Source organism: Muricoccus nepalensis (assembly GCF_006438825.1).
Taxonomy (GTDB): Bacteria; Pseudomonadota; Alphaproteobacteria; order Acetobacterales; family Acetobacteraceae; genus Roseomonas; species Roseomonas nepalensis.
In genome coordinates, this window is record NZ_RCZP01000022.1 from 16,789 (window position 1) to 38,712 (window position 21,924).

Genomic DNA, 21,924 nt, shown 5'->3' on the forward strand with positions numbered 1-21,924 from the left:
GTCGATATTGTGGTCGCCGAATCGCATCGTAAGTCGCTACAACGATCCAATGATGAGGAGCCCAAGCGCAGGGCCATTCTTTCTTTTTATCGCAAACCGACTTGGACTTCTTGCCCGCCACTTTTGGTGAGCCACTGGCGCCAGGTCTCCTCGACCCGCCGCCGAACATCTTGAGCCAGTGCAGGCCGGGTTGGACCATCGTCGCGCCCGAAGCCCACCACCTTAACCGTAGCGCCACGCAGACTGGCATCAATGCCATCCCGCTCCAATCTCCGCAGCACATCGGTGGGTGCCATGCGCCGGATCTGCCCTTGCGGGAGCACACTGGAGGCCTCCAAAAGGTCGGAGTAGAGGACCATCTGCCGCAGTGGCTTGTACCCATTTGAGGCGATCAGTCGGGTCGCCTCAGCAACGGAGCGAAACAGGTCCGAGGCGCTCGCCTCCTCATCCTGCTTGAGCAGAGACAGCAGCGAGGCGATGAACCGGCGCTCGAACGACAGGTAGTCTCCTCGCGCGATGACTGGTCTGCATGTCGACAGAAGCTGACTCAAGATGTTCGTCTCCGGGCATCCTGGACGACACTCGTTCAGCACTAGGCGGATGTCCGTGTATGCACCGCTCACCGCCGCCACGATCACGCGCTCACCCGGGTCCTGATTCCGGAAAAAGGAGTCCGCTGCGGCAACGAGGATGTCCTGGTCTGTGCGGTCGAACCGGGTGGTGCGATCCACCACAAAGAGGGAGGTTTTCTGGCCCACGGTGCAGTAGTCGAAGCCAGCGGCCAGGGCAGGCCGTCCTACGAACGATACGCCCAGGACCATGGTAGTGAGTACAATGCCCCCAACGGCACGGCTGAGCAGGTCAGCTCGCATTCGCCACTGCCTCCGATCCAAGCTTGGTCTGGTTCGTGAGGTCCGCCAGAAGCGCCCCGAACTCTGGCGTCTCCATTGTGGGCGTTTCCTTGCTCTTGGCGTCGTTGAAGGCGTCCACAAATGTGCCGCAGCGCGAATGGACAGTCTGTGCGGCGAGGCCAGTTGCCCGGACCAAGTGGGACCTCACCATGTCCTCGTCATTGGCAATGGCCGTCAGAGAGGTCTGCAAGCTGTTGATGCGGGTTTCAAACCCCCGCTTACGGACTTCGAAGCGCGACACCTCATCGGCAACCTTGCCCTGGTACCTAGTGTCGAGCTTGAGCTTGACCTTGTCCGCCCTGGTTTTTGCCTTAACCGCCTTTTCGTAGTCGGGATGTGGGTCGTGCCGAAGAAACGAAGCGGCGATGCCGAAGACGAAAAGAAGTAGGTTGATGGCGATAAAGGCGAAGTCACCTACCGAGAATGGCGCGTCGGTCACGATGGCAACGACCTGCCCTGGCCCGCCCTGAAGGGCCTCCTGAAGGCGAGACCCGAATCCCTCGCTTTCGGCCGAGGTGAGCCGCAGGAACGTCTGGCGCATCCGGGCTATGAAGTAGATGCCCAAACCTGCGATTGAAAGGAGCACAGCCATTCCGCCGACCCGGACGATGATCTGCGACACGCGCGGCTTGTCGGGCCATCGCCGGAGGATCAGACCTATGAGATGGGCGAAAAAGATGAGGACGATGCCGACCGCCATAGCGAGCAGCAGGGAGTACAGGGGCTCTTCACGGAAGGTGAGCTCAAAGGCCGCCCGATTGATCGGGGCCTCGGCAAGGGCGAGCACGCCCATAATAACGTAGTAAAGCCAGCCAAACTGGATCCGTAACGGGCGGGATCCGACGTCCGACTGGACCTTGCGCAGATCCTTACCTGCGTCGTCCACCCGAGCTGCCGCGTCCTTGTAGACCTCAGACTCAGGCCCGATTGATCGGCGGAGCCCACCCAAAAAAGCCTCATGGGCGTCGTTCGCCTGCTTGGATTCCGAGGTGACCTCGTTATCGAGTTCCTTCTGAAGCTGGTCGCGCTTCTTCTCCTGTTCGTTTAACAGCGAACTGCACTGACCTTGGAGCAGGGTAATGTCCCGGCTGGCCTCGGCTATGAGCCTCCGTCTGAAGGACCGTATCGCCTCGGCGGGGCCGGAACCAGATAAAGCCAAGCGCTTGCCATCGGAACGGTCGGACTGGTCGGAGCCAGCATCCGCGGTCCGCCACTTGGAGGAAAGCTGAGGCAAGTCCGCGCTTTTTGAGAGATGTGCGCTCATAAGCAGGCGTGGACTCCTGAGGATACAGTCAAATAGCCTCTAGGCGAGGCTTGGATTTGATGCAACGAAAGTACTGTTGGTTACGCATAAACAGTGACCGAATGTCACAAGCGCTTTCCGGCATGATCTCTGTACCACCGGAGCACCGCCCAGCCACCCTGCCTCACACGTACCGGCCGCTTCGCGGGAGACGAGGCGGCGAGTCCGTCCGCCCGGCCCTTCGGCCCCAAACCAATCTGAAAGCGGTGCGGCGGACATCCCGCGCCCGTACCGGTCCGCCCCTCCCTACGACCCCGGAGCGTATTCGCGCGGAACATGCTTGTCCGTCTAAATGTACCGCAGACTAACCGGCGTTGGCTGAGCTAGCCTTCGACAAATCCTGTGGGAGGGGATAGCGTGTCCGGACTGCTGGCGCTCGGAGCAATCGCCCTGGGCTTGGTCCAGACCATGGCCGAGGCCGTTCCCGGCGGGGTCGCCGGGAACGTCACCGATCGTCGCTTCTGCGGTCTGCTCCGCGGCATCCTGCATCGCTTCTCGGGCATGCGTGCTAGTCCCGGACGAGCCGGGGTCATCGCTGGCATCCGCTCCGCCCAGGCGCGCGCCCTTGAGCGTTCGGCTCGGGCCTGCCGCGCCATCGCTATCGCCCGTCCGGCTGGAAGCCGCGACGAGGCTCTGGTCCGGTACCTCGATCGGGTGATTGCTACGAGCGCGCGCACCGCTGGCCGCCCCAGCACCGCTCCGCCGCTGTCGGACGACGTGGCCGAGACCGTTTCGCCCGCCCTGTCCGATCTGCTCGCAGCGCCTCCAAACGACGGACCGGCCAGCGGTCGAGCGCGCGCCGTTATTGAGTTCATTGAGAAGACGGTGATCGACGACCTAGCCCTCCTCCTCGCCGGGTCCGACCTTCCGAAGGAGTTCAAAGTCTACCTGCGGGAGGGAGGACCCGACGGTGCGAACCGGTTCATAGATCTCTTCGTCCACGCCATCCTTGAAGAGCTAAACCGGAACGACGTCCTCCGGAACATCCTTGCGGCCGAGGAGCTGGCGGCAATCCGTGCGCTCTTGGTCGACGTCGCTGATGACGTCTACGCGATCGGACGACTGCTCCATGCACTCGAGCGCTCCCCACCCTACTCGGATCCGCTTGCGCTCCTCAGGGCGATGTCGGAGGCCAGGCCCTTCGCCGGGATCGTCCCGGCCTCTGCGACCTCCGCGATCGGAGCAGGACGTCCGCGACTCGCTGCGACGGAACTCGTGATCGGGGAGAACGTCCGCCTGCGAATCGACATGCCCTTCGACGGGCACCTGACTGTGCTGCACCACGGCTATGAGGAAGCGCCGGAACGGAGCTTTCTCTGGCTGAACCCCCTGCTCGACCTCGCCGGGCGGCTGGTAGCGGGAAGGCACGTGCTGCCCAACAAGGGAGATGGCTTGCCGGTGTCGGGCCCCGAAGCCCGCAGCGCGCTTCTCTTCGTCGTCACTGCGATGATGCCGCGACACGGTTGGAGCGGGACCACGGCGCTCGAAGCGACACCCCTCGAGGTCTTCCATCTCGCGTCGTGGCTTCAGTTCCTCCCCGCGGGAGACCGAGCGCTCTGCGTGGTCGAATACGTCGAGCAGGATGCACCACCGCCATCGCGGTCGGCGCAAAAGGCATGACTGTTGAGGAGGAACTCGTACGGTTCCTTGATGCCGATCCCCACACAAAGGCGCGCATCCTCGGCTCCGCATCGGAGCATCTCCCGGGCCGCCCGGCCGTCGCCGTCCTGCTGCGGTGGGCGGAGAGGGACGACCGTCCGTACGACGTCCAGGATCTCCGGGATCACGCCGAACTCCTTGAGCGATGCTGCGACCTCCCAGCGAACGGACGGGCAGACGCGCTGCGGGAGTGGACCCTCTTCCGCCAGTGCCGCGCAGATCTCGTCGAGGCCACCGATCGACCCGGCGCCGGTCCGGACGAGATCGGTCCCGCGACGGCCGAGGTCTACGCGAGGCTGACGTCGACCCTGCCACTCGGGCCGCGCCTTAGGATCGCTGCGAACGTCGGCGAGGCGCTCGCGATGGCGGCGGCAAGGCTCGACAGCGCCGCACGCGCCTTCGCTGCGATGGAACTCCTCGGTCTGGCGGCCAACGATCCTGGTCCGGGATACGCCCCCGACGAGCGGTGGTCCGTGGTCTCGACGCAGGCGTTGTCGCTCTACGTCCTCGGCAGCGTGACGGCAGACGCGGACCCACTCTATAGGGCGGTGGCCATGCTCCGCAGCTTGCTCGGAAGCGGATACATGGAGCCGGGTAGTAGAGCCTGGGCGGTCGCGCAGGATCGCCTGGGACTGGCTTTGGTGCAAATCGGATCGTGGGCGAGGAACGGAGGCGTCCTGCGCGAGGCTGTCATCGCGTTCCGTGCTGCGCTGGAGCACCTGCCGCGTGCGGCGGAGCAGCACTGGCGGAGCGCTATCCTGAACAACCTGGGAGGCGCGCTCCAGACGCTCGGCCTCGTTGCCAACGACCTCCGGGCCACCCAGGACGCAGTGTCGGCGTACAGGCAGGCCATACGCTTTCGACCGAAGCCCGCTCGAGCCCGCGAGCGGGCGGCCGCCGAGGCAAATCTTGGCGCGGCGCTCCTCACGCAAGCGGATCTCGACAACTCCGTAAGGTCGGCGCGGCTCGCCGTACGCGCCTACCACCGCTCTATTGAGGCGGAAAATAGCCTCCCTCGCCAGGCCCGGGCGAGCCGCCTGACCGGGTTGGGGTCGGCCTACCGGGTCGTCGCGGCGAGCGGCCAGGATCTCCGCCTAGCCCGGAAGGCGGTTGAAACACTGACCAAGGCTTGCTCGCTGGCGACCCCCGAGGATCCAGCGGCCGAACGGGCGAGCACCCTGTCCGAACTCGGCAGGGCGTCGTCCCTCCTCGCCGCGATGGCCGGTGACGTGAACCTTTCGCATCGATCAATTGCCCTGATGCGCGACGCGCTGGCCGTCCGAAGGGAGGACGGGGCGAGCGACGCCACGCTGGCAATCACCGAAGCCAATCTCGGGACGGTCCTCCTTTCCCATGGCGACCTCGTCACCGACCCCTTGTCGATCCAGGAGGCCGTCGCAATCCTCCGGCAGGTCTCGGGAAGCGGCCAGGAGACCCTCGCGCCGGGCGCAAGGGTACACGTCTCAAAACAACTTTCGACAGCGCTCACCCGCCTCGCCGATCTCCGTGGGGACCCGGCTCTGGCGCGCGAGGCGGTAGAAGTCCTGATGGCTCACAAGGAGACGCCGCCTTCCGGCCGGTTTCTGCGTGGCCTGGGCGAGGCTTGGCTCGCGGTGGGCGATCTCGCCCGGGATACGAGGGCCCTTCGGCGAGCCACGATCGCCCTGCGGCGCAGCGCCCGGGCGACGCCGGAGCCGGAGTTCCCATCGGAGTGGCGAGCTGTCCAGAGCCAGATCGGCGCTGCCTGCTCCAGCCTCGCGCAGCGCGCCGACGATCCCGCCGCGGCGAAAATGGCCGTCGCGGCCTTTAGGGCATCCCTCGAGACAGGGGCGAGCACGACGCCCGCGACGCTCCGCGCGAGGAGATCGGCGGGCCTCGCTGCGGCGCTCCTCCTTCTCGGACGCCTTGAAGGCGACCCGGTTCCCATCACCGAAGCCGTCCAGTTGCTTCGTGCCGCCCTTGTCGCGCCCGGCATTGGTGGACGGCCCGCCGACTGGACGAGGACCGCGATCAATCTCTCGTCGGCGCTGGGAGCCCTCGGGCGGCTCTCAGCGGACGGGGAGGCGCAAAGGGAGGCAATCTCCCTCGCGAGGAGGGTACTCGCCCGCCTAGACCACACGGACGCGCCAGAAGACTGGGCGCGCGCGGCGCGGAGCCTCGGCCGCATCCTCGTCGACAAGGCCGTGCACGAGGACACGCTGGGAGCATGGACCGCCGTCGCGTTGCACGAGGCCGCGACCTTGGAAATCCTGGAGACCCTGGTCGGGGCCGCCCTCGACTTGCGGACCCAGATGGCATGGTCGGGCGACGTCGCGCGATCGTCGTTGCGTCTCGCGGCGGCCTGGATGCGGACGGAACGTACGCACGACGCGTTCCTTGCCGTCCAGAGAGGGCTGGCAATCCAGTTGACGACTTCTCTCGACGAGGGAGGAGGGGGTGGCGAGGCTCGGGCGGCAGGGATCCGGTTCGCGCGGGTCCGATGGCGGGAAGCAGCAGCTCGTCTCGGCAGCCTTGACACGCAGATCGCGAAGACGCCGCCCGGGGAGGTGCGACACACGCTGGCGATCCAGCGCGATGAACAGCACGCCACCGCGCGGGAGGAGTTCGCTCGCCTGCAGGAGCGTCTGCTGGAGGCCGGGATCGGACCGCCGTCGCCTCTGCCACCAGAGGTTGTCGCCTCTGGCCTCGGCGCCGAACATGTCTTCGTCATCCCGGTGATCGGTGCCGGGAACGGGTTTCTCCTGGTCTTGGACGCGCATCGACCCGGCGCTGGTCTTCACCGCCTCGAACTCGAGGAGCGGGCGGCGCTCGACCAGATCGGACTGCTCGTTGCCCCGGACCGAATCGCGCCGACGCGGCCGAGCGACATCGCGTGGCTCGACGGTTACGCCAGGTTCCGCGGCGCGATCGACAAGGACGGGCGGGTATCCGGCGCGGAAATTGCGGCCTGGAACGGTGTAATCGAGCGCCACCTGGGTTGCCTGTGGACGGCGATCATGGGACCGCTCGACGCGTTCCTCAAAGGCGAGCTGCGGCTTCCCCTTGGTGCGCGGGTGACGATCGTACCGTCCGGGCTGCTGTCGGTGATGCCCCTGCACGCCGCACGGCGCCCGACGCCGCAGGGGATGCGATACTTTTTAGAGGACTGGATCGTCAGTTACGCGCCGAGTCCGGCGGCGTTCCTCGCAAGTCGGAAGCGACGCGACAGCCGAACGTCCGCGGGCGAGGTGCTGGCGGTCAACTTCGGAACGACCGTCACGTCGGTGCCCGGAGCACTCCGAGGTCGCGCGCCGCAGACCCTGACCGGGGACGCCGCGACGGTCGACGCAGTTATGCGATCGCTGCCGGGCGCCGCCTACCTTCTCTTCTCCTGTCACGGAGTATGGGACTTTGAGAATCCGGCGTCATCGGCGCTCGTCTTGGCACGCGAGGGGACGGAGGGCGACGAAGCGGCGGGTCGGCTAACGGTCGGACGGATCCGTAATTCCGATCTCGGCGCGAGCCGACTAGCCATACTCGCTGCGTGCGAGAGTGGGCTCATCGGCCTCGGCCATAGCCAAGAGGCGATCGGCTTCCCAGCCGCGCTTGTGGAGGCGGGCCTGCCAGGCGTGATCGCCTCGCTCTGGATTGTTGAGCAAGGCGCGACGAAGATCCTCGTCGACACGCTCTTCGAACGCCATCTGCTGTCGGGGCTGGAACCAGACGAAGCCCTACAGTTCGCCCAACTAGACCTGCTGCGCGGCAACGTCTCGCTATCGACGCCGGACGAGTGCGTCAGGTCCGGACTGGATCAAGCGACCCTGGTGATGACGACTGGGGCCATCCCGAACCGCAGGCAGCGTATGTCGGCGATTGGCCGCCCTACGGGGTCCGGACCCTCGCCAGCGTCTACTCCGCCGCGCTCGGCGCCGTTCTACTGGGCCGCCTTCGCACTAACCGGCGTATAGTCCCCGCCGCTCGGCAGGATCGCGCCTGGACTCATCGTTCAATCTGAAAGCTCCCTGGATGCTTTCCTGCCCATGCTGGATGCCGAATGGGTGACAGGTTACCGCAACGGCGCCGAGTTCTGGCGCAGGTTCGGCGACTAAGGTGGGAATCAGTGCCGAATTGGGTCCTCCTCCGAGAGCGACCGCAAATGCCTGATCTACCCGCCGGAGTTGACGAGCGGGTGAGGTCTCGATTGGCACCGCTGAGACGATATCTTCGCTCCAGTTTCCGCACCATCCGAGGGAAATAGGGCACATTTCCGCGGGGTTCCGGCTCGCCGCTTACTCACACGCACTAAAAGATGCCACTGAGCTCATGACGAGACCCGCTGGCTTCAGGGATCGCCAGGGAGCTTGCGGCTGTAGGGGCAAGTGAGTCAAAATTCACGGGGTGGTGCTTGCCTGGATGATCGTGTAGTGCGCCCGAATGTTGAGACAGCTGGCTGCGCTATTCAGGCGGCCAAGGGTAGGTTGGCCGTTGGGCATTGAGCAAGGCTGCGGTGCTCAGCGCGAATCTGGTTCGGGGTGCGATAAGCGTGCCGGGCGACGAGCCAGGTCGCGTTGTAGTGGGCGACGAAGTCCTGCAATCCACGGCGCAGCTCTTCGATGGTGTCGAAGGTGTGCACCCAGAGGACGTTCTCTTTCAGGGTGCGGATGAAGCGCTCGGCAACGCCGTTGCCCTCTGGCTGGCGGACAAAGGAGGGCGAGCTCTCGATGCCAAGGAAGGCAATCTCGTCCTGGAAGTCGCCTGACATGTAGTTGGAGCCGTGGTCGTGGCGGAGCGCCAGGCCCTTGGCCGCGTCCTTCTCGATGCGGCCCAAGTGGCGCAGGACGCCCTGGCGCACCGGCTCGAGCGCCTCGAAGCGGTTGGCTGAGCGGGCGGCATGGCTGCCGACGCACTCGCCGGAGCAGTGGTCGACGGCAACAAACAGCCGGGCCCGGCCTTCTCTGACGGTCACGGTTTCGGTCATGTCGGTGCCCCACATCGCATCCACCACGGTGGTGGTGATGGTGCCGTCATGGGCGCGCTGCCCGGGACGGCCGACCCGGTGCGGCGCGAGCAGGCCGTGCTGGCCCATCAGGCGCCGGACCCGCCGGGCCGAGGTGCGGATCCCGGCATGGCGCAACCGGGCCCAGATCTTCCTGTAGCCCTCGCCATGCAGGCGCGAGCCGAGGATCTGGGCGCGAATGTGCCCGAGCAACGCGGCATCGGAGGGGGCACCGACCGGGCCCCGGCGTGGCGGACCGGCCGGAGCCGCGGGGTCGGGCGCCGCGCGATGGCGGTAAACTGTGGCGCGTGAGAGGTGCCAGACCCGAGCGACCCTAGCCAGGCCGTAGGGACGACCCATGGCCGGGGAGACGGCCTGGCTCACCGCCTCGACCTCCGTCGGGCCAAAGGGCGGCCGACTTCCAAGGCCGCGATCTTCCGTTCCAGCAGCTCGTTGGCCATGGTGACCTCGCCGAGCTTGGCCCTGAGGCGGAGCAGCTCCTCGTCGCGCCCGTCGCGCTCGCGCGCCTTCATCGCCGCCTCTGCCGCGACCAGGGCGCGGTCGCGCCACTCGCTCAGGCGGGCGACGGTGACGTTGAGCTCGCGGGCCACGGTCTCCAGCGGCTCACCGCGCAGCAGGCGGGTGACAGCGGCCAGCTTGCGCCGGGCGGAGTTGCGACGCTCCGGCACGGCACCGCCCGTCGGGGCGCCAGCATCAGCGTTCTGGGCGCCCGCTGGCGCCCCCACGGGCTTGTCGCTGTGGTTCTGGTCCATCGGTCTGACCTCCGGTTGCGGTGACCTCTACCGCAGTCGGCTGTCTCATCGAACCTTGCCGCACCCCAGACCGAATCACGTCCTCACACTGATCTCCGCAACAGCGCCCGGCCGAGGTGCCCGGCTGGGATATCGTTTGCCCAACCGCAATCGGCAGGCTCCAATGGTGGGTCACGTCGCAACCGGCGGCATGCGGATTAACGGCATGGAACGGTCCGTACCTCGGCCAACCGCGAAATGTCCTGGACTGCCTCAGCAGGAATGTTAGGGTTTTCGCGACTGTTCCGGAGATCATCCGTTATGGATCAGCGTCGCTTCCTCATCTCCGGCTCGATTATCTCGCCAGCTATTCGGTATCCTGCACACCCTGCGTGTCGTCCACATCGGATGGTGGCGAGACCTGCTCTCATATCGGTCGGCTTTAGGCCATGAGGATCACGTCGCCAAAAGTTTTTGCCCCCGTCCGGCGCCTGCGGGTGTTCGCGTTTGATCCGAGCCTGGCTCTTCGCCTCGACACGTTCGACATGAACGAGATCACCGTCCGCATCCCCTCTGAACGAGACCCTCGGACCGGCGAGCCGACCCTGAGGCCTGGGCCAGTCGGGGAATACGTGGAGGTCGTCGACGTCGATCCCGCCTCGGGTCTCGCCTACGCTCCGGTGAACCTCGACGAGGCGGCAATCCTCGCCGAAGACGGACTGCCTCCTTCCGAGGGCAATCCGCAGTTCCACCAACAGATGGCCTACGCTGTCGCCATGGTCACTATCGGCAACTTCGAGCGGGCACTGGGTCGCGTCGCCCTCTGGTCACCACGCCGCTCAAAGGACGGCATGATCCGGCAGTTCGTCCGACGTCTCCGAATATATCCTCACGCCCTAAGGGGTAGGAACTCCTTCTACAGCCCTGAGAAAAAGGCGATCCTGCTCGGCTACTTCCCCGTGCGGACCAAAGACGCCCACAACACACCGGGCACCATCGTCTTCTCCTGCCTCTCGCACGACATTATCACGCACGAGGTCACTCACGCACTCCTGGACGGTATTCACCCGCGCTTCAACGAAGCGACCAACCCCGACGTGCACGCGTTCCACGAGGCCTTTGCCGACCTCGTCGCGCTTTTTCAGCATTTCTCGTATCCAGGCGTTCTGCATGACCAGATCGTGCGCGCGCGGGGCGACCTGTCCGGCGATACGCTCCTCGCGAAACTCGCTCAGCAGTTCGGACGAGCCACTGGGAGGGGATCGGCGCTTCGCGACGCCCTGGGCAGGGAGGGGAGCGACGGAATCTGGCGGCGCACGTCTCCCAACGCCCGCGCTCTCGAGACCGTCGTAGAGCCGCACGACCGGGGCGCCATCCTCGTGGCCGCGATCTTTGCCGCCTTCATCCTCGTCTACCAGGCGCGGACAGCCGACCTGTTCCGTATCGCCACCCAGGGTACCGGCATCCTGCCCGCCGGTGACATACACCCGGACCTCGCCAAACGCCTCGCCGAGGAGGCGACGAAGATCTCGCAGCACGTCCTACAGATGGTCATTCGGGCCCTGGACTACTGCCCGCCCGTAGACATCACATTTGGCGACTACCTCAAGGCCGTCATTACGGCCGACCTCGACCTCAATCCCGAGGACGAGTACGGCTACCGCGTCGCAATGATCCAGAGCTTCCGCCAGTGGGGGATCCACCCTCGCAAGACGCGGAGCATGTCGGTCGAGAGCCTGACTTGGCCGGACCTTCGCGAGGCGCGGATGCAGTCCGACACCGGCGCCCAAGGTACTGGAGCGGTCCTGCTCTCGGAAGTCGTTATGAAGAGCAGCCTCGACGAGACGACAAGCGCCGTGCGGAACCTCATCCAAGAGGAGCAGCCGCCGGAGGACGACGACGAGGGCCCCGACTCCCCGGAAGTCACGCCGATCCTCCTAACCGCCTTGCCCGCGCCGCGATCCATCAGCAGGAGTTCCTTGCGTTTCGAGCCTTGGACGCTCGACAGCGATCGGCGGAAGATGTGGAACCTGTCCCAGTCGAATGCAAAGGCTATGCATCGCTGGCTGCTCTACGGACAGGGTTCAGGGCAGGCGGCGAACTTCGGCCTCGTCCTCGATAAGGGGTTAGCACCTTTGACCGTCTACACGACGAAGCACGGCAAACCGGCCGTGGAAGTTCACGCCGTGCGCAGGGCAGTCCGGCGGAGTCCTCGAGGTGCCCTCGTCGCCGACCTCGTGGTCGAGATGACGCAGCGGCGCAAGGGCTACTTCAGTCCGAAGGTGCAGGAAAGGATGGACTTGGGCGACGTCGACGACGCGGACTACACAACGCATCAGCCCGACTTCGTCTACAGGGCGGGCTGCACGCTGCTCATAGACCCGGTGACATCGACCGTGAGGCGGGTCATCCGTACCTCTGGCACAATCGCCGACAATGCCGAACTTGCGCGCGTCCGCGAGTTCATGACCGGTGGCTTCTCGGTTAGTGGAAACGCGTTCGACTCCGGGCTGTCGCCGAGCCGCGCCGTTGCTGAGCGTGACATCCGGGAGCCGTTCGCGATGCTGCACCGCTACGCGGAGGGATGACTCGATGCCGCTCATGATGGCCCCGGAGAGCGGCGTCACGGTCCGGATGTACCGACCAGGTCATGGCGACTGCTTCCTGCTCGCCTTCCCCACAGACACGGGAGGCACGTTCAGGGTACTAATCGACTTCGGCTACAAGCCAGGATCGAAGGTGCACGCCACTGTTGCTGAGGTGGCAACTGACATCGTTGAGGCAACGGGAGGTAAGCTGGACCTGGTGATCGTCACGCACGAACATCAGGACCACCTCAACGGCTTCTTGTCCGACGCGTTCGACGAACTCAAGGTAGGGGAGGCGTGGTTCGCTTGGACCGAGGACCCTTCGGACTCCGTGGCCAACGCCCTACGCGCACGGCACAGGGACCAACTCATCGGCCTCCTCTCCGCCTACGAGCAGCTTGGCGTCGATGGAGGGGATGCTCCGAGAACGTGGCTGAAGGCCCTGATCGAACTCGAACTTGGCGATGAGCCGGAGGCGAGTGGCGTCAGTCTCGGCTTCGCCGCGACCGACCCCGCCCGTTCCGGCAACAAGCGCGCGATGGCCATGCTCAAGGAGAAGGCGAAGCGCGAGCGCGGCATCCGCTTTGTTGCTCCCCATGGCGATATTCTTAACATGGAGGGCGTCAGCGGCGTCCGGGTGTTCCCGCTTGGCCCGCCGCGCGATCCAGACCTCATTGCCGACGAGGACCCCGTCGGGACGGAGAGCTTTCCTGGCCAAGCGATGACCGCCCCTTCGAAGCACAGCTTCCTAGCGGCGGTGCGGGCGGCCCAAAGTGACGGCAATGGTATCTCAGATGGACCTTTCGACCCTGTATACGGTGTGCCCATCGACCGGGCGATGGATCATCCGGACTTCGGGTCGTTCTTCTCCAAGCATTATGGAGGCGGCAGCGCGATCGACGTGCCGGATTCTGAAAGGGAGGTCCCGGACGACGCACCATTCCGTCGTATTCCCACGGACTGGCTCCAGTCGGCGGAAGACCTAGCGCTTAAACTCAACACGGGTATCAACAATACAAGTCTCGTGCTCGCTTTCGAGCTGAAGGCTTCGCGCAAGGTCCTCCTTTTCGTAGGCGATGCCCAGAGAGGGAACTGGATCTCCTGGACTGACGGCGAGTGGCCCGAGGACAAGGGCGCGATCACGGCAAAGGACCTGCTTGCGCGGACCGTCCTCTACAAGGTGGGCCACCACGGAAGCCATAACGCCACGCTCGACGGTACGGCGAAGAGCGCCTATCCGAACCTGTCCTGGATGGCCCAGGGCCGGTACCGCCGCGAGTTCACTGCGATGATTACCGCCGTCCCGGCATGGGCCTACAAGCAAGTGCCGGTCTGGGCACATCCGCTCGCGGCCATCAAGACAGCTCTTGTCGACAAGACCTCCGGAAGGGTTTTCCAGACCGACACCGATGCCCCGGAGAAGCCGGAGAGCGTCTCCGGTGAGGAGTGGTCCGAGTTCATGGCGCGCGTGCGGTGCACGCTGCTCTACTTTGAGTGCGATTTCGCAGATTCGGACGTGTAGGCGCGGGGATAGTGTTTCAGGCCGCGACCTAGTTTTCCATTGCACAGGTCAGGCGCGCGGATCGCTCCGACGCGATCCCAATCCGGGAGAACAAAGCGGACGTCCCCGCAGGTTTGGAGACGACCCGGGGATGGACCACCAAGCGCCGTGGGCGCCCCACTCACCCATTCAATAGTTGAGCATTAGCAGCTAATTGTTGAATGATCGAGTCTCCAACCGTCGCCTTGGCGACCGCTGGGAGGACCGTCGGCTTGCCTCATTTCAAGATTTCGGAAGCGGTTGCCCCTTCAAAGGGACACCTCTGGAACCATCGAGAGGCCCGGAGCGGCTGCTATCGCCGGTGGCGCCGCGGCTTCCTTGCGATGGCGTTGGCCGCCGTCGCGGGATGCTCATCCCCGCCAGAGATCGACGTCGAGCATCAGTGGGCCGACACCATGCGTCGACTGAATATGTTCGCGTTCTACCCGATGTCCGAGGACGTTTCAGTCGGCGACTTCTATCTGCACGCCCCTCCCGCCGACGGCAGTGCCTCCGCGCCGCGCTTCAGCCTCGCGCGCGTCGGGTCGTTCCCGAGGGATGCGGTCATGGGCGAACTGACCCGCCAACAGACCAAGGACCGGCCGCGCATGCAGCCCCTGACGCGACCCGACGCTGTGGACGGCATCGCGCGTCCCGGGGCGGTGGTGAATACAGCCAACTGCGGCGGGTACGACATCGGGCACGCCGACGAGGCCGGTTGCCCAGTTCGCCTCCAGCGTGCAGCGATACCGAACTTGTCGGTCGGCCGGATCACCGTGGGACAGTTAGGCGCGGCAGGGGTCTACGGGAACTTTGGCACCCGTATCGGGCTCGGCCGCAGTTCCGAAACCGCGATCCGGATCTCGCTTCGCAACGTCCAGGACCTTTCGCTCGACGCTTGGCGGCTCAACCTCCTGCACAACAACTACGCCGACGACGTTTACCAACGCGTCTGGGTGGAGGTTCTTTTCGAGGTGCTGGGGCAGCTCCGCCCCGACATGGTCGGGATGGCCTGCCAGGGCGATGCTCGCGCCCTTGCTAATGCGGGAATTGAAGTGCTCGTGATGAATCGGGTGATCTACGCCGGGGGTCTCGAATACGCCTTCACCAACAACGCGGAGACGGCGGTCCGCCTCGCCCTCGACCTGCAGCGGGTCGTCTCGAGCACGTCACCAGCGGTCCCGGCGTTCGCGGGTGGTACCGGATCGGGCAAGGTCGATTCGCCTCCGCAGACGCCGCCGACGACCGACAACGCGGCGGCAGGACAGCGCCTCGCGGCGTTGATGGCGGGGGTCACCGGCGAATCCGGCGGCGCCGGGCGGTTGGGCGTCACAGCGAACTTCGGTGTCGGGACATTCGGATCGTTGTCTCTGAAACATGACTTCAACCGTCCCGTCGCAGTCGGTGCAGGCAGCCGCTTCCGGATCCCGTTCCACACCGCGCTCCGGGGAGTCGGGGCCCATGTTCAGGAGCGCATCATCCGGGTGAAGAGGTACTGCTCGAGCGTTCTCGGATCGCGCTACGACGAGGCAGCGCTGATGCGGACGCTGGGGAACTGATGGCGCTTCACGAAGTCTGAAGTGGCAGACCGATTGCGGCTGATCTCTCCTCGGCACATGTTCGACTATGGCTTCCGCTCGGCATGGTCCGGAACTGGAATGCTCATCCTCATTGGCGACAACCGCTGAACCCGGTCGCGGCGGAGGGGAAGCCGGGCTGGCCGGTTGATCCGGCGAGCGGCTGCGCGGTTTGGGACTGTCGGCCCATTCCCCACAAGGCCGTGGAGTGGTCGAGCGAGCGAGGCGTCTTGCCGAAACGCGACTGCTCCACGCCGGTGCGACAAGCCTACCGTTCGATCAAAAAATAGACATGTGTCTGAAAAGGGCGATCTTTGTCTTTGCTTCGTCAGCCGGATGCAATTACCGGAACACGACGTTTTGGGGAAATAATATGCGCTTTGTTAACAAGTTCGCTGTCGTGGCTGGTGTGGCGCTCGCGCTTGTCACGATGGGGCCGCGAGCAGAGGCTGCCGTTTATTTCGATGCGAACTCGCTGAGTGCGGCACTCGAGGCCCGCCCCACGAGCACGCAGATACTTACGGGCTATCAGGTCACCCTCCAGGACTCGTTCGGGACGTTTACACCCGCGACGCGGACCAATCCGATCTTGGTCGGGACCTCCTCTCCGCCCTACAACGACCCGAACCTCGTGATCTCCCGGTACACGGGCCAGCAGCCCTCGGTCATGCCGGGCCAGATCGGCGCCAACTTCACGTGCGCTTCGCCGGTCTTCGGGTGCCTCGGCGCCTACCGCGCCACCTTCACATTCGATCAGGCAATCCTAGGCTTCGGCGGCGACCTGCGCGCCGGGACGCTGGCCTCATCCCAGTCGTTCGCAGTCTTCCCGCAGCTTGGCATCAGCGATGCCGTGTACCAGTCCGTGATCGGGATCAACACTTTTTACGGCATCGTCTTCGACACACCGACCACCACCTTCACAGTGGATTGGACGAGTCTCGGTGACCGCACCGCGATCGACGCGAGCGGCAGCTTCTTCATCAACAACGCCTTCGTCATCCTCCCGGGCAACCGCAACGGGCAGGATCAGGTGGCCGTGCCCGAGCCCGCTTCTCTCGCTCTGTTCGGCATGGGTCTGCTCGGCATGATCGGCGTCGCCCGCCGCCGGGCCTGAGAGCGCACGACTCCTCCTTCCGACGGGAGGGGTCGCACCCGGCCGAGGCCCTAGTGGTCTGAGTTGGAGGTTCTCTGACAGTTTAATCGGCGTGTAGGGTTGGTCGTCTCTGGTAGGAGGCGCCCATGGCACGCAGCCCGAAGGCAGCAAGGCTGGTGCTAACGGAGGAGGAGCGCGAGGCGCTGCAGCGCTTGGTTCGGCGACGCGGTGCGGGTCAGGTGGCGGTGCTGCGGGCGCGCATCGTGCTGACTGCCGATGCTGGGCCGGAGTTACCAAACGGCGTCATCGCGTGCCAACTGGGGGTGAGCCGCCAGACTGTGATCACCTGGCGGCAGCGCTTCCTGGCACACCGGCTGGAGGGGCTGATGGACGCCCCTCGTAGCGGCGCGCCACGGCGGGTGAGCGACGACGCCGTCGAGGCGATGATCACGCGGACGCTGGAGACGCAGTCCACGGGGGCAACACACTGGTCGACGCGCGCCATGGCCCGGCAGGTCGGCATGAGCCAGACCATGGTGTCGCGCATCTGGCGCGCCTTCGGCCTACACCCGCACCGCGCTGAGACCTTCAAGCTGTCGCGCGACCCGGCCTTTGTCGACAAGGTGCGCGACGTGGTGGGCCTCTACCTCAACCCGCCCGATCGCGCCCTGGTGCTGTGTGTGGACGAGAAGCCGCAGATCCAGGCGACCGAGGGCACGGCGCCCGTCCTGCCCATGCGCCCCGGCCAGGTCGAGCGCCACAGCCACGACTACATCCGGCACGGTACCATCGACCTGTTCGCCGCCCTCGACGTGAAGGCTGGCACCGTGATCGGCGCCTGCAAGGGACGTCACCGCGCCACCGAGTTTCGGGCCTTCCTGAATCAGGTCAGGGGGCCGTGCCCACAGACCTCGACGTCCACCTCGTGCTCGACAACGCGGCCACCCACAAGACGAAGCTTGTCCATGACTGTCTGCTCAAGCGCCCGCGCTGGCATTTGCACTTCACGCCGACCTCGGCGAACAGGGAGTGGTACCGCCATCCCCACCGCGATCTCCAAAATCGCATCATCCGTCTCGCCTCTATAGTTCAGGGAAGCTCTCCGCGTAAGCTTCCCCATCCGACGCTTTCGCTGTCTGTTTGCTGATCTAGTGAGGAGCACTGTCTGCAAAGGGTCGGGGGCGGCGCTACAGTCCGGATCGAGGGTCCAGAGGCTTGCTCATGTAGACGGCGACGCCGAGGTGCGAGGTTTCTTCCCGCTCCACCCGGTAGCCGACCCGCTCATAGAGATTCACGTTCTCGGTGAAGCGGCCATTCGTGTAGAGGCGCACCTCCCCCGTACTCAGCAACCGGGCAAGATCCTCGGCATGGGCCAGCAGGGCGCGTCCGTATCCGCGTCCCTAATGGGTAGGCAGCACGGCGACGTTCACGATTAGCAGGTGGTCCACCTCAAGACGCATCTCGATCAGGGCTACCAGTTCCCCGTCGACTTCCAGCAAGTCTACGATGTGATCCCTGACAGCCGCATCATAATCGGCCGTCATCGGCTTCGGCTCCCGACCAATGACCGGAACCGACTTCGCGTAAGCCTCGCGCGTGAGGCTGCGAACGGCCGTAGCATCACCCGGAACTGCCCGGCGTAGCGCCGAACGGATGGATCCACTTAGCGGCTCGGAGAAGGCTTGGTATGCCGATTTAGGGCTTTGCTGCACAGTCGTCTCCTGAGGTGAGGGCAAAGAAAAACCCCCGAAGCGAAAAGCTGCGGGGGTTCGGAGGTGCGGGCTGATGCCGCCTCGTAGGTGGGCCGCTAGGGAGCGGACCTCACCGGGGAGGAGGCCATTCTGCACGCAGCTGCAAGAGCCGCCGCTGAGAAGCAGCGACGGCGTCGGTTCGCGGTGCGGAGAGAAAGGCCACCCATGGGGCGGAAGTTAGTGGTCTGCCCGAATACCCGTCAATGAGGTTTGCAGCCATCCTCCTGCCCCGCTAGGGCCACTATGGGTCCAGGCTGTTAAGCATTCGACGACGGATAGCGGATCGCAGGTGTAGAAAATTGCGGTACAATCGGAGCGCCGATGTACCGGCAGTGAGCTAAGGGACCATTAATCTGTTTGTCATGGTGCGCCCACGCTGCTTTGCGCTTTCCTCTTTGTGTTTAACAGATCTCTTAGTAATTCCCTGACTAAATTTTCGTAGCGAGTAGCGTCGATCTTGGTAATATTGTTGTTGTGAAAAGCCTCGTTGCGCAGCTCTTTGAGTTTGTTAAACCGCGTGCGAAGGTTCAGCACACTGTCCAGCAAATCCTTCATGTCTGGCGATCGCCTTGCGTTCTCCAACAAAGAGTCGATATTTTCTGCAAAAGCTTGTTCGACCATGTGATAAGCAACAGCAATGAGCCTTAGCGGTGTATCGTCGGTAGGTGATGGTTTTTGTTTCTGCCAATAGTGATCCGGTTCGAGAGAGTCATCTACTGGAGGGGACAGCTGAGCACTGGCTGGAGCCGAACCATAACCTTGTTCACTAGGCTGAGGTGATCCTGCCACCGGGCCGGACACTACACCCGTACCTTCGATTGCGAGATTTGCTTCCGCTTTGTCCAGCTCCCTAGAGAATTCTACTTCTCCGCCGAACATCTTGGCTTTGACCAGCTTACCCAAAGCTGCAGTAATCGGTCTGCGGTATGTGAGCAGAATGATTAGTGCCGTGGTTGGCCATGCCAGCGCGGCAATCACATGACTTGCGAACGTGAATTTGTCCACGTGGATTTCCTATCCAAGGCTAGAGCCATGCGGCGCGCAGCGCTTCAGCGGACAGAAATTCGAAGTTTTCAACTTTCGTTGCGGGAGATTTTCAACGAACGGTAAAAATACAGGTGGTCTGATAGTAGCTTGCAACCTTAAACGTGTAAACTTATTTTGTAGCTCCAAGCGGCGTTGTTGCGTAGATTTTGCAGATAGGCCTGCATGAGCAAGGCACCGACGCAGGGCGAGCGCCCTACGACGCGCTATCGAACCCGGAACTGGCGAGAGTACGACAGAGGGCTAATCGCCCGCGGTGACCTGAGCGCCTGGATCTTGTTCGATTTGACTTGGCATGCCGCCGAAGGGACGGGGCGGCGGGGTCGGCCTCAGGTCTTCACGGATGCGGCGATCCGAGTGCGCACTAGATGTGTTCAGCTGGCAAGCCCGAGAGCTAGGGCCTGTTAGCGGCTGACGAGCTTTGCCGATGGTCGGGAGGTGCGGATGCGCCCCAGGTTGTCGACGATCCGGGGCCGTGCTCCCGGGTTGCCGACGTAGGTATCCGTCGCAGTCCGACCATAGACGTCCTCAACGGTGACGACAAAGGTTGCTGAGGCCCCATCGGTGGAACAGCGCGCTTTAAGCTGCCGAAAGGCAGCCTCCGACACATGGTGCTTTTTGCAGAGGTCCGGCAGCGCTTCACGAAAGCGGCTGATTGCTTCATTCAAGGTTGTGGAAACTGGGCCGCTGGGTGCTGTCCCAGCGAGGAAATCCACGTCGATAAAGCCCTGCGGACTGCTCGCTGCCTCTCCGAAGACGTCTAACTCGTACATGCCGACGAGTTGGCTATAGCCGCTCGCGAGAGAGTCGGCGACGTTGTGGGCAATGGATCGCAATTCGCCGAACCGCATGGAGTTAGCCTACACTCCGGGCTGGCTCTTGATCCAATCCATTGTTGCCGCGAGGTGGAGAACGCCGAGGAAGGACGAGGCGGTCTTCTCATAGCGTGTAGCGACGGCCCGCCACTCCTTGAGCCTGGCCCAGAGGCGCTCGACGCGGTCGCGGTTAGTGTAGACCCAACTCGGGCACGCAACTGGGGCCTCATTGCTTTTGGACGGGATGGCGGGGCGTGCACCGAGGTTCCAGACGTGCTCGCGGAAGGCGTGGCTGGAGTAGCCGCGGTCGCCCACAACCCAGAACGGCACGCCGGGGAGGGTGGCGAGGAGGGGGATGGCATGAGGCAACTCGTGCGCCTTCCCTGGTGCAAGCGAGAAGGAGATGACGCGGCCTCTGCTGTCTGCGATCACGCAAACTTTGGTCCCGAACCCGCCCCGAGATCGGCCAAGCGCCTCACGCTTGTCGCGCTCCGGTCCTGGCGCGCCTTTTTAGCCGCCCCTGCTGCCTTGGCGTGGGCCCGGATCGAGGTGCCGTCGAGGAAGGTCATGCCGAGCCCTACACCTCGCTCCTGCGCCATCTTCAGAAGGCGCTCCCAGACACCCAGCCGCGACCACCGGATGAATGTCTGCGCCGCAATCCACCATGGTCCCTCCTCTGCGGGGAGGGCTCGCCACTTCGCTCCATTGTCGTGCCGCCAGAGGATCGCGCCGATGGTTCGGCGCAGGTGCTGGGGCGGTACCTTTGCGTGCGGACGACAAGCCTCGATCAGTGGCTCCAGCACCGCCCACTGCCCATTTGTCAGCGCCATCGCGTTCTCCAAAAGCCACAGCACGCAGGCATGGTGCTCTGGAATCAGGTGCTAACGGGCCCTAGTCAGGTCAGGCGGCACCTGATGCAGAGTCCCATATTGGGCCGGAGCTGGAGCAAACAGTGCCATAGCTATGCCGCCCCAGAATACTACGCGTCGCCACCGTTTCGGTTTAACGAAGACCGGCCTGCAGATCCTCGCTCATGGTTGCTTCGAAGGCGGGTACGCCAGATCGGCAATCGGGCATGAAGCACGTCAGCCTATTCAATTAATTCTTGTGCTAACCGGGCAAGCTAGCGGAGCATGACTTTCCTAGATGAGTGTCACTGTCCTCATTTCAAAAGGGAGGCGACCATGCGACCTATGTGTTTCATCTTTGCCCTAGTCGCCGCACCGCTGCTGAGTGGGTGCGGCCTGGACCTTTTCTCAACAAGAGCCACAAATTCGGTCTTAGAAGCTGATATCAACGACCGTCCTTTTGGCCGGAAACTTTACAGTGTCATGGCTGTGTCCGCTGGTCGGCGCATCGTGCTTACATCGATGCAGCCTGATGAAAAAACGCGCCAGTTCATCACCTGTGCTGAAGCTCCACCCGACGCGCTGGAAGCCTATGGTGAGGGGAACCGCGGCAACGTTTCCGTCACTGGAAGTGTTCCGGTTGGGGTGGAGGCATCCCGCTCCTTCGCAGTTAGCACGGCGTCTTTCGGCCAGCGATCGCAAGGTTTACATTGGGGCAGCATAATCTTGGCTCGTTTATGCCAAGATCGCATGAACGGGGTGCTAGATAATCTTCAATACGCCGCAGAGACTCGGCGGGTGCGAGAGTTGTCCGCCAAGTTGATAGAACGTGAGGTGGACGCTCTGGTTGAAGCTGCCAAACATCCGGTTACTGTGGTGACTGCCCCAACGCCAATGGCACAAACCAGCAGCGGAAGTACCACGACAACTACCACCACAGCGAAGTAACACGGAAGACATTTGCGCCAAAGCAGCCATCCTGACGGCTGGGCACCGCATGCGGGCCTGTGCACGACATTGAAGATGTTGCTGCTCTTTCTATTCCAATCATTCAGGATCGTCGATCTA

Annotated in this window: 12 protein-coding genes and 3 pseudogenes; 7 read left to right on the forward strand and 8 right to left on the reverse strand. The window is 64.0% G+C overall.

Features of this window, described 5'->3' with window-relative positions; all coding sequences use genetic code 11:
- Positions 1 to 86 precede the first annotated feature (86 nt).
- Together EAH89_RS18900 and EAH89_RS18905 are read right to left on the reverse strand one after the other, a co-directional pair.
- Positions 87 to 872, reverse strand: a complete 786-nt coding sequence (locus tag EAH89_RS18900; RefSeq protein ID WP_140885276.1) for a hypothetical protein — start codon at positions 870 to 872, stop codon at positions 87 to 89.
- The gene (locus EAH89_RS18905; protein ID WP_140885277.1) at positions 862 to 2,175 is read right to left on the reverse strand and encodes a hypothetical protein; all 1,314 of its coding nucleotides are present in this window, start codon (positions 2,173 to 2,175) and stop codon (positions 862 to 864) included. The genes EAH89_RS18900 and EAH89_RS18905 overlap by 11 nt, the downstream gene beginning before the upstream one ends.
- Positions 2,176 to 2,571: 396 nt before the next feature.
- Here EAH89_RS18905 and EAH89_RS18910 point away from each other — a divergent pair, with 396 nt between their 5' ends.
- Together EAH89_RS18910 and EAH89_RS18915 are read left to right on the forward strand one after the other, a co-directional pair.
- Positions 2,572 to 3,834 carry a hypothetical protein gene (locus tag EAH89_RS18910; RefSeq protein WP_140885278.1) on the forward strand — a complete coding sequence of 421 codons (1,263 nt, stop codon included), beginning with the start codon at positions 2,572 to 2,574 and terminating at the stop codon, positions 3,832 to 3,834.
- Positions 3,831 to 7,820 (forward strand): CHAT domain-containing tetratricopeptide repeat protein, encoded by a 3,990-nt coding sequence (locus EAH89_RS18915; protein ID WP_140885279.1) that lies wholly within the window; start codon positions 3,831 to 3,833, stop codon positions 7,818 to 7,820. Before EAH89_RS18910 ends, EAH89_RS18915 begins: the two co-directional genes overlap by 4 nt.
- Positions 7,821 to 8,311: 491 nt before the next feature.
- On the opposite strand, the pseudogene EAH89_RS18920 reads toward EAH89_RS18915, so the two are convergent.
- Positions 8,312 to 9,621: pseudogene (locus tag EAH89_RS18920) on the reverse strand (IS3 family transposase).
- 524 nt (positions 9,622 to 10,145) lie between these two features.
- Between EAH89_RS18920 and EAH89_RS18925 the strand changes: the two are divergent.
- The 5 genes and pseudogenes from EAH89_RS18925 to EAH89_RS18945 all read left to right on the forward strand — a co-directional run.
- A complete protein-coding gene (locus tag EAH89_RS18925; protein ID WP_140885280.1) occupies positions 10,146 to 12,188 on the forward strand; it encodes a gluzincin family metallopeptidase in 2,043 nt (680 codons plus the stop codon).
- A 4-nt stretch (positions 12,189 to 12,192) separates the two neighbouring features.
- Positions 12,193 to 13,710, forward strand: coding sequence for a ComEC/Rec2 family competence protein (locus tag EAH89_RS18930; protein ID WP_140885281.1), 1,518 nt, complete (start codon positions 12,193 to 12,195; stop codon positions 13,708 to 13,710).
- Positions 13,711 to 14,072: 362 nt separating this feature from the next.
- Positions 14,073 to 15,287, forward strand: a complete 1,215-nt coding sequence (locus EAH89_RS18935) for a hypothetical protein (RefSeq protein WP_140885282.1) — start codon at positions 14,073 to 14,075, stop codon at positions 15,285 to 15,287.
- 391 nt (positions 15,288 to 15,678) lie between these two features.
- Positions 15,679 to 16,419 (forward strand): PEP-CTERM sorting domain-containing protein, encoded by a 741-nt coding sequence (locus EAH89_RS18940; RefSeq protein WP_161993679.1) that lies wholly within the window; start codon positions 15,679 to 15,681, stop codon positions 16,417 to 16,419.
- A gap of 125 nt (positions 16,420 to 16,544) precedes the next feature.
- Positions 16,545 to 17,422 (forward strand): annotated as a pseudogene (locus EAH89_RS18945) (IS630 family transposase); the annotation flags it as partial.
- A 163-nt stretch (positions 17,423 to 17,585) separates the two neighbouring features.
- On the opposite strand, the pseudogene EAH89_RS32210 reads toward EAH89_RS18945, so the two are convergent.
- The 5 genes and pseudogenes from EAH89_RS32210 to EAH89_RS18965 all read right to left on the reverse strand — a co-directional run.
- Positions 17,586 to 17,786, reverse strand: a pseudogene (locus EAH89_RS32210) (GNAT family N-acetyltransferase); the annotation flags it as partial.
- A gap of 12 nt (positions 17,787 to 17,798) precedes the next feature.
- Positions 17,799 to 18,110: a hypothetical protein gene (locus tag EAH89_RS32215; protein WP_206667609.1), complete on the reverse strand. Its 312-nt coding sequence runs from the start codon at positions 18,108 to 18,110 to the stop codon at positions 17,799 to 17,801.
- A 399-nt stretch (positions 18,111 to 18,509) separates the two neighbouring features.
- Positions 18,510 to 19,154, reverse strand: a complete 645-nt coding sequence (locus EAH89_RS18955) for a hypothetical protein (RefSeq protein WP_140885284.1) — start codon at positions 19,152 to 19,154, stop codon at positions 18,510 to 18,512.
- Between the two features lie 443 nt (positions 19,155 to 19,597).
- Complete coding sequence (locus tag EAH89_RS18960; protein WP_140885285.1) at positions 19,598 to 20,044, reverse strand: hypothetical protein; 447 nt, start codon at positions 20,042 to 20,044, stop codon at positions 19,598 to 19,600.
- Between the two features lie 9 nt (positions 20,045 to 20,053).
- Positions 20,054 to 20,838 (reverse strand): IS5 family transposase gene (locus EAH89_RS18965; RefSeq protein ID WP_140885327.1). Its coding sequence is split into 2 segments (ribosomal slippage): positions 20,054 to 20,520 and positions 20,520 to 20,838, totalling 786 coding nucleotides; the frame shifts between segments, so codons are not numbered across the junction.
- Between the last annotated feature and the right edge of the window lie 1,086 nt (positions 20,839 to 21,924).